The sequence below is a fragment of the Mesorhizobium sp. M0088 genome (assembly GCF_040322895.1).
Lineage (GTDB): Bacteria > Pseudomonadota > Alphaproteobacteria > Rhizobiales > Rhizobiaceae > Mesorhizobium.
Genome location: NZ_JAMYUI010000012.1, coordinates 106664 through 120798 on the forward strand (window position 1 = coordinate 106664; position 14135 = coordinate 120798).

Sequence of the window (14135 nt, forward strand, 5' to 3'; positions counted from 1 at the left end):
TGAGCACCGGAAGCGCAGGAAGCCGCTGTTTGCAGGCCGGCATCACCTGAATATCAACGTGCCGCCAGCGCCTTGTCGATCTGTGGCAGCAAGAGATCCCTCGCCGTCTCGGGCGTCAGCGGGCCGACATGCTTGTAGGCGATCTTGCCGTCCTTGCCGATGACGAAGGTCTCCGGCACGCCGTAGACGCCCCAGTCGATCGCCGCGCGGCCCGCTTCGTCGACCCCTATCGCCTGGAACGGATTGCCGAGATCGCCGAGGAACCGGCGTGCATTTTCCGGCCGGTCCTTGTAGTTCAGCGCCGCCATGGTGAAACGCTTATCCTGCGACAGCGCCAGAAGCACCGGGTGCTCTTCGCGGCATGGCGCGCACCACGACGCGAAGACGTTGACCAATGTGACCTTGCCGGCGAAGGTTTTCGAATCGAGCCCCGGCAGGTTTGACCCCTCCAGCGCAGGCAGGCTGGTTTGCGGCGCAGGCAGGCCGATCAGGGCCGATGGCACTTCCGAAGCATCGCGCCCCGACAGCAGCTGCGACAGGAACAGTCCGGCCAGGCCGAGAAAGATCAGCAGCGGCAACAGCACGAACAGGCGACGAGTGCGTGGGGGCGGCGTTTCCGTTTCGGTGCTCATGGCTTTGCGGCCTTGTCGGAGCGCCGCCGCACGCCGGATGCCTCCAGTTCGGCGAGTTCGCGCTTGCGCGCCCGCTGGTCGAGCAGGATCCAGCCGATCAATCCGGCCAGCACCACGGCGGTGATGCCATAGGCGGCGGTCACGTAAAGGGCGTGTGCGCTCATTTCCCGATTTCCGAGGCTTCTAAAGCGGATTTCATAACCGTACCGGCCGCATGTCGCAATGAACCACTTCTGCGGCAGATTTGCGGTTTGATATCTGGGATTGCCGTCACTGCGACAGCAGATAGCCAGATATGCCATGGATACGCATCCACCGGCTGGTCAGAGAGAGTCTGACAGCGCCCTCACAGGTGAGCAGGATTTTGCCTGCGTCATCCCACATCCTGATTGAACTGCGGCCATGGCTCTCGAACTTGCGCAGGCTGACCGACTCGACCGCGATGAATTCAAGTCCGAAGGATACCGCGTTGAACGCGCCCCATTTGGCAGGTGGCCGATAGGGAAGGATGGTCGAGATAAAGGACAGGTGCATGGTGGGACCCTCGCGATCCATCTTGGCCGAAATAACCTCGACGGACGAAAGATCCGGATAGTTGCCGTAGATGGTCTGGAGAAAGATCGGATTTTCAATACGCAGCGGCCACATCAATCCGTTCCATGGCGCAGCGCCAGCGCCGCCGAGACCGGACCCAGCACGCCAAGAAACAGGGTCAGCGCGGCAAGAATGAGGAAGGGCTGCAGAAACGGATCGGGATTGGCGGTCGCTCCATAGCTTGCCGAAACGCCGAAGATCAGCACCGGAATGGTCAGCGGCAGCACCAGCACCGAGATCAGCAGCCCGCCACGCGGCAGCGCCACCGCGACCGCCGCACCGGCGGCGCCGATGAAGGTGATCGCCGGCGTCCCGACCAGCAGCGTCAGCGCCGTGGCGCCGATGCCTAGCGGCTCCATGTTCATGAACAGGCCGAGCAAAGGAGCCGCGATGACCAGCGGCAGCACGCTCCCCGCCCAATGCGCCAGGCATTTCACCAGCACCGTCACGGCCAGCATATGGCGATCATTGCCGAGCACAAGGAGATCGAGCGAGCCGTCCTCTCGGTCGGCCTGGAACAGCCGGTCGAGGCCGAGCAGGCAAGACAGCAGCGCGCCGATCCAAAGGATGGCCGGTCCGATGCGGGCCAGCAGCTTCAGGTCTGGCCCTACTCCGAACGGGATGGTGGCGATGACGGCGAGGAAGAAGATGACCCCGGTCAGCGCCCCGCCGCCGGCACGGATGTTGAGGCGGATGTCGCGGGCGAAGAGGGCTAGCATGGTATGAGATGCTCGCGCGCCATCATCAACCCGTTTCCCCCATCCTCAACTCCATCCCCTCGATCCCCAGCGGCAGATGCGTCGCCGCGACAATCATCCCGCCATCCGTGCAATGCTTGGCCATCAACCCCGCAAACCGTGCCTCCGACGCCTTGTCCAGCCCTGCTGTCGGCTCATCCAGCAACCACAATGGCCGGTGGCTGACCAGCAGTTTCGCGATCGCCGCGCGCCGCCTCTGCCCGGTCGATAGATAGCCGAACGGCAGGTGGCCGATGCCACCGAGCCCGACCGTTTCCAGCGCCTCTTCGACGCCGAGCTGTCCGTCGCCGTTGAAGTCGCGCCAGAAGCGCAAATTCTCCGCCACGCTGAGCGCCGGCTTCATTGCGTTCTGGTGGCCAAGGTAGTGACAGGCCGAGGCAACAGACGGGAACCCTTCGTCCCCGTCTTCAATCTCCATGGCACCCTCGATCCTCACGCTGCCTTGCGCCGCCGGCAGCAGCCCGGCGATGACCCGCAGCAAGGTCGACTTGCCCGATCCGTTCGGCCCGGTGACGATGAGCGCCTGACGCTCCTCCAGAACAAAATCGATGCCGGAAAACACCGCCTCGCCGCCTCGCTCGCCGCCCAGATTTTCGGCGATCAGCCGCATTCCTCGCCTGCCCTGAAACCATGTGTCGCGGCCGCTGCCGCATCGCACAAATTTGCTTTCCAACTGTCTAGAACTATTCCAGAAAATTCTCTATATGCGGTGCATCCGTGCCAGCGGTCGGCACGGGAACAGAATTAGCGCCGAACCAGCGCACGCGCCGCCTTGAACGGCTCGGGTTGCTTGGGAACGGACAGCGGAAATGGCCGTACCCGCACCTTTGCGCGTGATTGCATGCCATCGGCGTCCGTTCCCTTTCAGGCTGAACAGACAAGGATCGCACGTGTCAAAATCCCTCGACAGTTTCAATTGCCGCCGCACGCTGACCGCAGGCGGCGCGGAGTATGCCTATTTCGACCTCATAGAGGCCGAGAAGAACGGTCTCACCGGCATCTCGCAGCTGCCCTATTCGATGAAGGTGCTGCTGGAAAACCTGCTGCGCAACGAAGACGGCCGCTCCGTCACCAAGGAATCGATCCAGGCGGTGGCCGGCTGGCTGACCGACAAGGGCACCGCCGGCGTCGAGATCGCCTATCGCCCGGCCCGCGTGCTGATGCAGGATTTCACCGGCGTTCCGGCCGTGGTCGACCTTGCCGCGATGCGCGACGCCATGGCCTCGCTCGGCGGCGATCCGCAGAAGATCAACCCGCTGGTGCCGGTCGACCTCGTCATCGACCATTCCGTCATCGTCGACGAATTCGGCACGCCGATGGCCTTCGCCCGCAATGTCGAGCTGGAATATGAGCGCAACGAGGAGCGCTACAAATTCCTGAAATGGGGCCAGCAGGCATTCCGCAACTTCCGCGTCGTGCCGCCCGGCACCGGCATCTGCCATCAGGTCAACCTCGAATATCTCGGCCAGGTGGTGTGGACCAACACCGAGGACGGCGAAACGACAGCCTATCCCGACACCTGCGTCGGCACCGATTCGCACACCACCATGATCAATGGCCTTGGCGTGCTCGGCTGGGGCGTCGGCGGCATCGAGGCCGAGGCGGCCATGCTCGGCCAGCCTGTCTCCATGCTTTTGCCTGAGGTGATCGGCTTCCGCCTCACCGGCAAGCTCAAAGAGGGCGTCACCGCCACCGACCTCGTGCTCACCGTCACCCAGATGCTGCGCAAGAAGGGCGTCGTCGGCAAGTTCGTCGAGTTCTTCGGGCCGGGCCTCTCCAACATGACGCTGGCCGACCGCGCCACCATCGGCAACATGGCGCCCGAATATGGCGCCACCTGCGGCTTCTTCCCCGTCGACTCGGAAACCATCCGCTACCTCACAATGTCCGGCCGCAGCGAGGACCGCATCGCGCTGGTCGAGGCCTATGCCAAAGCTCAAGGAATGTGGCGTGAGACCGGCTCGACCGATCCGGTGTTCACCGATCTGCTCGAGCTGGAACTTGGCTCCGTCGTGCCGTCGATGGCCGGACCCAAGCGGCCCGAGGGCCGCGTCGCCCTTGAAGGCATTCCGGAAGGTTTCGCCAAGGCGATGGAGACCGAATACAAGAAGGCCGCCGAAATCTCCAAGCGCTACGCAGTCGAAGGCACCGACCATGATCTCGGTCACGGCGATGTCGTCATTGCCGCCATCACTTCGTGCACCAACACCTCGAACCCGAGCGTGCTGATCGGCGCCGGCCTCCTGGCCCGCAACGCCAACCGCCTCGGTTTGAAGCAGAAGCCGTGGGTGAAGACCTCGCTGGCGCCGGGCAGCCAGGTGGTGGCCGAGTATCTGGAGAAATCCGGCCTGCAGAAGGAACTCGATCAGATCGGCTTCAACCTGGTCGGCTTCGGCTGCACCACCTGCATCGGCAATTCCGGGCCGCTGCCGGCGCCGATCTCGAAGACCATCAACGACAAGGGCCTGATCGCTGCCGCGGTCTTGTCCGGCAACCGCAACTTCGAAGGCCGCGTCTCGCCCGACGTGCAGGCCAACTATCTGGCGTCGCCGCCGCTGGTCGTCGCGCATGCGCTGGCCGGCACCGTCACAAAGGACCTGACCACCGAGCCGCTAGGCGAGGACAAGAACGGCGAGCCGGTCTACCTCAAGGATATCTGGCCGAGCTCGGCCGAAATCCAGGAGTTCATCGAGAAGAACGTCACCCGCGAGCTGTTCGCCCGCAAATATGCCGATGTCTTCAAAGGCGACGAGTACTGGCAGAACGTCAAGGCGCCGGAAGGCCAGACCTATGCGTGGGACGACAACTCGACCTATGTGCAGAACCCGCCCTATTTCGCCGGCATGACGTCAGGTTTCGGCAAGATCGGCGATATCAAGGGCGCCCGCGTGCTCGGCCTGTTCGGCGACAAGATCACCACCGACCACATTTCGCCGGCCGGATCGATCAAGGCGGCCTCGCCGGCCGGCAAATACCTCACCGACCACGGCGTCGGCGTCGCCGACTTCAACCAGTACGGCACGCGGCGCGGCAACCACGAGGTGATGATGCGCGGCACCTTCGCCAACATCCGTATCCGCAACCACATGCTGGGCGAGAATGGCCGCGAGGGCGGCTACACCATCCACTACCCGTCCAAGGAAGAGGAATCGATCTACGACGCGGCGATGGAATACAAAAGGGAAGGCGTGCCGCTGGTTGTCTTCGCCGGCGTCGAATACGGCAACGGCTCGTCGCGCGACTGGGCGGCCAAGGGAACCAATCTCCTTGGTGTCCGCGCGGTCATCGCCCAGTCCTTCGAGCGCATCCATCGCTCGAACCTGGTCGGCATGGGCGTCATTCCCTTCGTCTTCGAGGAAGGCACCTCATGGGCATCGCTCAACCTCAAGGGAGACGAGCTGGTCGAGATCGACGGCTTGAGCACCATCAAACCGCGCCAGACGATGATCGCCAAGGTCACCTATGGCGACGGCACGGTGAAGAACGTGCCGATCATCTGCCGCATCGATACGCTGGATGAGCTCGATTACTTCAAGAACGGCGGCATCCTGCAATACGTGCTGCGCGATCTTGCAGCTTAGGGAATAGGGGACTAGGCAGTAGGGAATAGAGACCCCTACTGCCTACTGCCTACTGCCTACCTTAGGCTTCCCAAACCGCGCCGCTGCCGCCAAAAGCACGCCGAGCATCACGCCGTTGAGGATGTGCCAGAGGAAGTGCGTTCCGAGCGGAAAGCTGCCGCAGATCACCGGGTCGATCATCCGGCAGATGACGGACACGACGAAGATCGCCGATCCCGCCAGATTATACCAGCCGGCGCGATTGCCGCTCACCGTCACCCAGACACCGAAGAAGGCGAGCGCCAGGAACGGCGGCAGATAGCCCGTCGTACCGTTCGACGCCTGGCGCAGCCAGTCAGGCACGGCAAGGGTTATCGCCCCGGCAATCACATAGAAGGCGATGAAGATGGCGATGGCTTTGCCCCATCGCATGCCGAGGAAGCGACGCAGATTGAACAGCGTGTAGGCCAGCGTGAAGCCGGCGATCGGCAGCACGTCGGCCCAGACCGTGCCCTTGGTGGCAAAGGTGTGGAAGATCGTCGAGCCGATGCCGATCGCCACCACCCACCAGGCCAGCACCTCGGCGAAGGCGCCGGTGCCCAGCCTTCGCACCTCGCGCACGCCCCACAGGCCGGCGGCGATGAAGGCGAGGTTGGTCAGGGCGTTTACCGGTTCGGACCAGAATTCCGGGCCGGTCCGCTCGCAATAGAGGTCGACTGGCGCCAAAAACGTTTGCCACATCGTGATTGTCGCCCGAATCGGTTTCTATCCTGAAGCGCAGATCCTTCCTATTGCGGGGTTGCGGTCGGCTGCAATGGCAAAATTTCACCGCAACGTGACTTCCCGTTGACTTCCGGTTCTGCCACATATTTTAGCAATCAAGATAAAGCCGGCACCACCGGCGGGAATCGGAATGGCCATGGCCTCGCGAAAATCATTGTGGCTGGCAGCTCTTGCGCTGGCCTTCTCGGCGTCTGCCGGCGCCGGGCATGCCGGCGAATCTGATCGCGCCCATGCCGACCGGGTCCAGATCGACAGGCCCCAGATCGACAGGCCATTGGGCGTGGTCGAACTGTTCACCAGCCAGGGCTGCAGTTCCTGCCCGCCGGCCGATACGCTGTTCTCCGAACTTGCCGCCAAGGAAGATATCGTCGCGCTCGCCTATCACGTCGACTATTGGGACTATCTCGGCTGGCAGGATACGCTGGGCCGCAAGGAGAACACCGAGCGGCAATACGACTACATGCGCGCCTTCGGCAGCCGCTCCGTCTACACGCCGCAGGCCGTTATCAATGGCCGTGTCCACGTCAACGGCGCCAGCCGCGGCGAGGTCGATGGCGCGCTCGCCCGCATGGCCAAGAGCGGCGAAGGCATGGGCGTCGCCGTCAAGGTCAGCCGCACCAGCGACCGTGTGACGATCGACGCCGGCGATGCCGGCAACGGCCCCAGCGACGCCCATGTCGTCATCGTCTATTTCGACCCGCCGCAGACGGTCAAGGTCGGCGAGGGCGAGAACACCGGCCGCAAGATGACCTACTGGAACGCCGTCACCGGGATACAGACCGCCGGCATGTGGCATGGCAAGGCACAACGCTACGAACTGCCGATGAGCGAGATTGCCAAAAAGGGCGGCTGCGCCGTGCTGCTGCAGTCGGTCGGCAAGGACGGCATGCCCGGTCCCATTCTCGGCGCCGCGTTCATCCACAAGCCTTAAGGCCTTCTTTCCTTCTCCCCTTGTGGGGCGAGCAGCCGGTTCGTCGAAGGCGAATTCATCGTGCCGGTGGCACGATGAAGGCCGGCGAACGCCGGGACGCTGCGAAGCAGCGCGGACCCGGCAGGGTGGATCGACTAACCACGCCCGGCCCTTCGCAGGCTCAGGGCGTTCGAAGCTCGAAAAGCCAAGCAATTGGCTTTTCGTTCGCTGCGCGAACCGCTTCTCACCCAATAAAAAACCGACGTCAGCTTGCTTCTGACGTCGGTCATTTAGGTTTTGGGATCGTCGCACCCGATTCTTCCGAAGAAGAACCGAGGTTGGTTCGATCCGACGCAGACCCGTGGGCGGGGGGCTTGGGGTTTACGAGCCGGTGCCGGACCGAACCGTCTCAGGCAACACCGGTAAATTCGTCGGACATTGGGGCATGAGCGCGGATAAAAAAAGGCAGAAATGTGGCGGAACATCACCAATTCCAACACGGCGTTTCATAAAAGTGACTGGACGTAACGGAAACAGCGCGGCGCGGGGCTCGGTTCGCTGGGCTTGCAATTCAGTCGCGAACACGCCAACTTTGGTTGGCAAAGATTCATTTTGAAGGATCGAGGCATGACCGATGACAGCGGCGGGACGGGGGATGGGGACGCATCCGCGATATTGATCCCGCTGCACGAGGCGCGACGCGAACGTCTCGATCAGCCGGTGCGGTTCGACCGCCGCGAGTTGGACCAGATCCTCAGGCTCTACGGCCGCATGGTCGCCGCCAATGAATGGCGCGACTACGCCATCGACCATCTTGCGGACCGCGCTGTGTTTTCCGTATTCCGCCGCACCAGCGAAGTGCCGCTGTTCCAGATCGTCAAGGATCCGAAACTGGCCCGCAAGCAGGGCGCTTTTGCCGTCATCGCCGCCGGCGGCCGCATCCTGAAGCGCGGCCAGGAACTCGGCCGCGTGCTTGGTGTGTTCGACAGCAAGCTCAAGGTTGTAGAGGCTTGAGCTACGGAATTGAAGAAACTGGAGAATTGAAGAATTGATGAAAAGGGCACTCTACACCTGATGTGACCGCCTTCTTCTCCAGTTCTCCAGTTCTCCAGTTCCCCAATTCTTCAGTTCCTTCTTCAATCCCCTCCAAGGCGAAACTTCCGCTCCGGCAGCGATTCGGGATCCGGCGGCAGCGTCGCACCGCCATTCAGCGACAGCTGCATGAACACCGTGTCCAGCCAGCGCCCATGCTTGTAGCCGGAACCTTCAAGGCGTCCCGAATGGCGAAAGCCGAGCTTTTCGTGCAACCGCACCGAGGCGCTGTCGGGACGGCCATCGCCGATCACCGCGATGATCTGGCGAAAGCCCGCCGTCGTCACTGCCTCGATCAGGCTTTGCATCAGCTTGAGCCCGACGCCCTGGCCCTTGGCCTCGGGCGCGACATAGACCGAATCCTCGACGATGAAGCGATAGGCCGGGCGTGGCCGGAAGGCGCCGGCATAGGCGTAGCCGAGAACGGTGCCGTCCTTCTCCGCCACCAGGTAAGGAAAGCCGCCGGCCGTCAGGCTGTCGAATCGAACACCCATCTCCGCACGGCTCGGCGGCTCCAGCTCATAGCTCGCCGTGCCTTGGGTCACCGCATCGGCATAGATGTCCGTGACGCTGTCGAGGTCGGCCACCGTGGCGGGCCGGATCGCAATATTGCTCATTGTTTATGCATGCCGTTTCTCTGCTCGCAATAACAGCAAGGGCCAAGACAAAAGAAAAGGGCGGCCGTTGGGCCGCCCTTCCGGAAGTTGATGGTGCAATGCCGCTTTAGCGGCGGTCGCCCATGAACTGCAGCAGGAACATGAACAGGTTGATGAAGTCGAGATAGAGCGTCAGAGCGCCCATGATCGCCTTGCGGCCGGCGACGTCGGAAGTGTCGCCCTCGAAATACATCTCCTTGATCTTCTGCGTGTCATAGGCGGTCAGGCCCGCGAAGACCAGCACGCCGATCGCCGACACGGCAAAGGACAGCGCCGACGACTGCAGGAAGATATTGATCACCGACGCGATGATGATGCCGAACACGCCCATGATCAGGAACGAGCCCATCGCCGTCAGGTCGCGCTTGGTGGTGTAGCCGAACAGCGACAGCGCACCGAAGGCGGCGGCCGTGGCGAAGAAGGTCTGTGAGATGCTGGCCGTGGTGTAGACCAGGAAGATCGAAGACAGCGACAGGCCGACGAGACCAGCATAGACCCAGAACGTCGTCTGCGCCGCCGAAACGCTCATCGACTGAACGCGGAACGACAGGAACAGCACGGCAGCCAGCGGCGCCAGCATCACCACCCAGCGCAGCGGCGAGCCGAAGATCGCGTAGCCGAAGGAGGTCAGCATCTCGCCGCTTGGCAGCGTCGCGACAGCCGAAGCCGGATCGGTGGTGGTGGCCAGCATGATCGTGCCGATCGCGGCAAGACCAGTGATGAGGAGGCCAAGCCCCATCAGATTGTAGACCCTGATCATATAGGCGCGCAGGCCCTGATCGATGTCGGCACCGACGCTGACGCCGGGCACGGCGCGCGTCTGGTAGTTGCGAATGGGATCAGCCATTGTAGTCCTCTATTGCTTCTGCCCCGTCGGGTGTCAGGTCCTTCCGGACCCAGGCGCCGCTGGCAGGGCTCCAGCATGCCTGTGGCGAAATATGATGGTTATTCGCGTCAAGAACAAGTCCGTAACCGGATGTAACGGTTCGTGAGAGGGCGAAGTGCCGATTCCTCGGCTTTTCGGAGGGCTTTCTTACCAAGATTTAATCCAGGATGCCCATTTCCGGGCCTGTCGTCACAAATTGCGCAGCACCGGTGCTGCCTTGTGGCCGAGCACCCGCCAGGTGCCGGCCAGACCAATGCCGACCGTGATCACCAGCGAAAACAGAATGGTCGCCACTGCCACCTCGGGCATGAAATGCGACGGCAATGTCATGATGCGCGCGACGACGAACCAGGCCGCCGCACTGCCCGCCGCCAGCGCGAAGATGGCGGTGGCCAGTCCGATCAGCATGTATTCGAGCGAGAAGGCCGATATCAGCGTCGTGCGTGTCGCCCCCAGCGTCTTCAGCACCACCGCATCATGGATGCGCGCCCGGTTGCCGGCGGCGAGCGCGCCGGCCAGCACCAGCACCGAAGCGATCAGCGCCACGCCGGCCGCGGCTCGGATCGCCGAGCCGAGCTGTCCGACCAGCCGGTTGACGACATTGAGCGCGTCCTTGACCCGCACCGTCGTCACCGCCGGGAAGGCGCGGGTGACGGCGTTGAGGATGCGGACGTCGTCGGCCGTCGAGGTACTCTTTTCGGTCAGCGTCGCCATCCAGCCATGCGGGGCGCCCGCGAATGTGTTGGGCGAGAACACCATGACGAAATTGATGCCCATCGTCTCCCACTCGACCTGGCGGAAATTGGCGATCCTGGCGGTGACATTGCGTCCGAGCACGTTGACGGTGATGGTATCGCCGAGCTTCAGCCCGATCTCCTTGCCTTCTTGCGCCGAAAACGAAACCAGCGGCTCGCCGCTGTAATCTTCGGGCCACCAACTGCCCTCGGTCAACGTCGCGTTCTGCGGCTGCCTGGTGTCATAGGTCAGGCCGCGGTCGCCCCTCAGCACCCAGGCGCCTTCCGCCGGCACCTTCACCTTGTCGACATCGATACCGTTCAGCGCCATCACCCGGCCGCGCAGCATCGGCACCTTGGCCAGCACGCCCTGCGGCGCCTCCTTGCCGATCAGCGCCGAGAAAGACGCGACATCGGCGCTCTGGATGTCGACGAAGAAGAAGTTCGGCGCCCGTTCCGGCAGGCTGCCGGAGATCTGCCGCCTGAGATTGCCGTCGATCAGCGCCAGGGTCACCAGCAGCGTCAGGCCGAGCCCCAAGGACAGCACCACCGATGGCGTCAGGGCGCCTGGCCGATGGATGTTGCCGATGGCGAGCCTGAGCGCCACGAAGCGCACGCGCGGGCTTTTCCTGGCCGCCCATTGCACCAGTGCGCCGACCACGCGCAGCACCAGGAAGGCGAAGACGGTAGCGCCGACAAAGATCGAGGCGATGCGCTGGTCGCCGGAAAACAGAATGGCCAGCGCCGCCAGCAACAGCGCGATGCCTATGACCGCCGCGACATAGGCGGGGCGCGGCAAGCCGCGGCCTTCCAGCCCCATCTCTCGAAACAGCGCGGTTGCCGGCACGTCGCGGGCGCGGCCGAGCGGCAGCAGCGCGAAAGCCAACGTCACCAGCAGGCCGAACAGCGCCGCCATGCCGAGCGCGCCGGGATAGAAGCCGCCTGCGGCCGGCACCGGAATGACGGATTGCAAGGCCGCACTCGCTGCGAACGGCATCAGCGCGCCGAGCACAAGGCCCAGCACGATACCCAATGCGGCAATGATCAGGATCTGCACCAGATAGACGGCAAAGACGAAGCCGCCCGAAGCGCCCAGGCTCTTGAAGGTGGCGATCACGCCGCGCTTGCCGTCGAGATAGGCGCGCACCGCATTGGCGACGCCCACACCGCCGACCACCAGCGCCGTCAGCCCGACCAGGGTCAGAAACTGAGAGAAACGTTCAATGTTCGACGACAGCGCGGGCGCCGCGTTGCTGCGTGTGCGGATCGACCAGCCTGCTTCGGGGAAATCCGTGGCCGCCTGGTCCTGGACGCCCTTCAGTCGCGCCTCGTCGGCGTCTGCCGGTAGGCGGATCTTGTAGGCATTCTCGACCAGGCTGCCCGGCTGGATCAGTCCAGTGGCCGCCAGCCCGTCCGTCGAGATCATCAGCCTTGGCGCGAAGCCGAAACCGTCGGACACGGCGTCCGGTTCGGCGACAAGCCTGGCGCGCAGTTCGAAAGTGGCGGTGCCGAGCTTCAGCCGGTCGCCGATCTTGACGTGCAGCCGCTCGAACAGAAGGTCGGGTGCCGCCGCACCGAAGACGCCGAACTCTTCGCCGAACAGTTCCTGTTTCGACAGTGCCGGCTCGGTCTCCAGCGTGCCATAGAGAGGATAGGCATGGTCGACCGCCTTGGCCTCGACCAGCGCCTGGTCGGATCCGTCGGCCAGACGCGCCATCGAACGCATGCTGGCGGTCCGGGAAACTGTGCCGAGCCCGTCAAGGAAGCTGCGCTCCGCCTGGCTGGCGTCACGCTGGTTGATCTCGAAGCGAAGGTCGCCGCCCAGCAGCGTCTGGCCCTGATTGGCGACACCGGCGGTGATCGAACGCGCCACCGAGTTGACGCCGCCGATGGCCGCGACGCCGAGCGCGATGCAGGCGAGAAAGATCAGGAAGCCGGACAGGCCGCCGCGCATCTCGCGCAACGAGAAGCGGACCGCGAGCCTCAACGTCCGGGACAGCGGCATCAGGCCGTCACCTTGACAGGAGCCGGCGCCTCGATCCGGCCCGAGCGCATCGATACCTGGCGCGAACAGCGTGCCGCGAGCGCCGGATCATGGGTCACCAGCACCAGCGTCATGCCGCGCTCGGCCGCCTTGGCAAACAGGAGGTCGGCGACCTGCCGCCCGGTCGCCTGGTCGAGATTGCCGGTCGGCTCGTCGGCGATCAAGATGCGCGGCGACGGCGCCAATGCGCGGGCGATCGCCACGCGCTGCTGCTCGCCACCCGACAATTCGCCGGGATAGTGGGTGACGCGGTCGCTGAGGCCAACCGCCTCCAGCTCGCGCGCCGCCACCGAAAACGGATCGGCATGGCCGGCCAGCTCCAGCGGCACCGCGACATTTTCGAGCGCCGTCATGTTGGGAATGAGATGGAAGGACTGGAACACGATGCCAATGTTTCGGCCACGAAACGAAGCAATCTGGTCCTCGCTTTTGCCGTTGAGCAACTCACCAGCGATTCGGACCGTACCCGAATCGACCCTTTCCAGGCCTGCCAGGACCATCAGCAATGTCGACTTGCCGGAGCCCGAAGGCCCGACGATGCCGGTCGCCTCCCCGGTCGCCACATCAAGGCTGACACCCTTCAGCACATGGACCGATGAAGCGCCCTCGCCAAGGGTCAGGGATACATCTTTCAGCGCGATGACGGCTTCTGTCAAAATGAAATCGTCCTATAATCTGGGAAGGCTCTGCTTGCCGGAAGCCGTCGACTGAAGAATTCCTAGCTCATATGGGGCCTGCCGCATGTCTTTCAAACGCAGTATTGCCGCAGGCCTCATGGTTTTCCTCGCCATTTGCGGCGCCATGCCGTCAGCGCGTGCCGAGCCGTTCAAAATCGTCGGCTTCGGCGACAGCCTGACGGCGGGCTATGGCCTTGGGCCTGACCAGGGCTTTACCGACAGGCTGCAAGCTGCCCTTCGCGCCAAAGGCCATGATGTGAGCGTCGCCAATGCCGGCGTTTCCGGCGACACGACGAGCGGTGGCCTGGCGCGGCTCGACTGGTCGGTGCCCGACGGCACGCAACTGGTCATCCTCGAACTCGGCGCCAACGACATGCTGCGCGGCGTTTCGCCCGACATCACCAGGAAGAACCTCGACGAGATGCTGAGCAAGCTGAAGCAGCGCAAGATTGCCGTGCTTCTGGCCGGCATGCGTGCCGCACCCAATCTTGGCCCCGACTACCAGAATGCGTTCGACGCCATTTTTCCGGACCTGGCGAAGAAATACGACGTCGTACTCTACCCGTTCTTTCTCGACGGCGTCGCCGGCCAGCCCGGCATGCAACTCGAGGACGGCCTGCATCCGAGCGTTGAAGGCGTCGACCAGATAGTCGAACGCATCCTGCCGACGGTCGAGAAGGTGATCGCGGCAGTGCCGGGCGATTCCTAGCGGATTGGAACTGTTTCCGCGCAGGGGGCTTTTAACAGGGACTGTGACCAACAAACCTCTTGCTCCGTTTGACTATCGATGATTCGTTGGGGATGACAGT

The 14135-nt window shown here is 63.5% G+C and carries 14 protein-coding genes; 4 read left to right on the forward strand and 10 right to left on the reverse strand.

Features of this window, described 5'->3' with window-relative positions:
• Positions 1-53: 53 nt before the first annotated feature.
• From NKJ67_RS16180 to ccmA, 5 genes are all read right to left on the reverse strand, one after another.
• Complete coding sequence (locus NKJ67_RS16180; RefSeq protein ID WP_127320938.1) at positions 54-632, reverse strand: DsbE family thiol:disulfide interchange protein; 579 nt, start codon at positions 630-632, stop codon at positions 54-56.
• Complete coding sequence (ccmD, locus tag NKJ67_RS16185) at positions 629-796, reverse strand: heme exporter protein CcmD (protein ID WP_127268184.1); 168 nt, start codon at positions 794-796, stop codon at positions 629-631. Before ccmD ends, NKJ67_RS16180 begins: the two co-directional genes overlap by 4 nt.
• A gap of 106 nt (positions 797-902) precedes the next feature.
• The gene (locus NKJ67_RS16190) at positions 903-1280 is read right to left on the reverse strand and encodes an Imm50 family immunity protein (protein ID WP_292458583.1); all 378 of its coding nucleotides are present in this window, start codon (positions 1278-1280) and stop codon (positions 903-905) included.
• A complete protein-coding gene (gene ccmB / locus NKJ67_RS16195) occupies positions 1280-1945 on the reverse strand; it encodes a heme exporter protein CcmB (RefSeq protein WP_127330149.1) in 666 nt (221 codons plus the stop codon). The genes NKJ67_RS16190 and ccmB overlap by 1 nt, the downstream gene beginning before the upstream one ends.
• Before the next feature lie 25 nt (positions 1946-1970).
• Positions 1971-2594: a heme ABC exporter ATP-binding protein CcmA gene (gene ccmA / locus NKJ67_RS16200; RefSeq protein ID WP_352581933.1), complete on the reverse strand. Its 624-nt coding sequence runs from the start codon at positions 2592-2594 to the stop codon at positions 1971-1973.
• Between the two features lie 280 nt (positions 2595-2874).
• Here ccmA and acnA point away from each other — a divergent pair, with 280 nt between their 5' ends.
• Entirely contained in the window at positions 2875-5565 is a 2691-nt protein-coding gene (gene acnA / locus NKJ67_RS16205) for an aconitate hydratase AcnA (protein WP_127273510.1), read from the forward strand.
• A 42-nt stretch (positions 5566-5607) separates the two neighbouring features.
• Here the strand turns inward: acnA and NKJ67_RS16210 are convergent, their stop codons facing one another.
• Positions 5608-6285 carry a ceramidase domain-containing protein gene (locus NKJ67_RS16210; RefSeq protein ID WP_256747778.1) on the reverse strand — a complete coding sequence of 226 codons (678 nt, stop codon included), beginning with the start codon at positions 6283-6285 and terminating at the stop codon, positions 5608-5610.
• A gap of 172 nt (positions 6286-6457) precedes the next feature.
• Here NKJ67_RS16210 and NKJ67_RS16215 point away from each other — a divergent pair, with 172 nt between their 5' ends.
• The gene (locus NKJ67_RS16215; protein WP_352581934.1) at positions 6458-7258 is read left to right on the forward strand and encodes a DUF1223 domain-containing protein; all 801 of its coding nucleotides are present in this window, start codon (positions 6458-6460) and stop codon (positions 7256-7258) included.
• 606 nt (positions 7259-7864) lie between these two features.
• The gene (locus NKJ67_RS16220) at positions 7865-8251 is read left to right on the forward strand and encodes a DUF2794 domain-containing protein (RefSeq protein ID WP_023811306.1); all 387 of its coding nucleotides are present in this window, start codon (positions 7865-7867) and stop codon (positions 8249-8251) included.
• Positions 8252-8373: 122 nt separating this feature from the next.
• Here NKJ67_RS16220 and NKJ67_RS16225 read toward each other — a convergent pair whose 3' ends face one another.
• The 4 genes from NKJ67_RS16225 to NKJ67_RS16240 form a co-directional block, all read right to left on the reverse strand.
• Positions 8374-8946 (reverse strand): GNAT family N-acetyltransferase, encoded by a 573-nt coding sequence (locus NKJ67_RS16225; protein ID WP_352581935.1) that lies wholly within the window; start codon positions 8944-8946, stop codon positions 8374-8376.
• A gap of 106 nt (positions 8947-9052) precedes the next feature.
• Positions 9053-9832 carry a Bax inhibitor-1/YccA family protein gene (locus NKJ67_RS16230; protein WP_127271172.1) on the reverse strand — a complete coding sequence of 260 codons (780 nt, stop codon included), beginning with the start codon at positions 9830-9832 and terminating at the stop codon, positions 9053-9055.
• A 228-nt stretch (positions 9833-10060) separates the two neighbouring features.
• Positions 10061-12610 carry an ABC transporter permease gene (locus NKJ67_RS16235; protein ID WP_352581936.1) on the reverse strand — a complete coding sequence of 850 codons (2550 nt, stop codon included), beginning with the start codon at positions 12608-12610 and terminating at the stop codon, positions 10061-10063.
• A complete protein-coding gene (locus tag NKJ67_RS16240) occupies positions 12610-13305 on the reverse strand; it encodes an ABC transporter ATP-binding protein (RefSeq protein ID WP_127296344.1) in 696 nt (231 codons plus the stop codon). Before NKJ67_RS16240 ends, NKJ67_RS16235 begins: the two co-directional genes overlap by 1 nt.
• A gap of 85 nt (positions 13306-13390) precedes the next feature.
• Between NKJ67_RS16240 and NKJ67_RS16245 the strand changes: the two genes are divergently transcribed.
• Entirely contained in the window at positions 13391-14035 is a 645-nt protein-coding gene (locus NKJ67_RS16245) for an arylesterase (protein WP_127268358.1), read from the forward strand.
• Positions 14036-14135 lie beyond the last annotated feature (100 nt).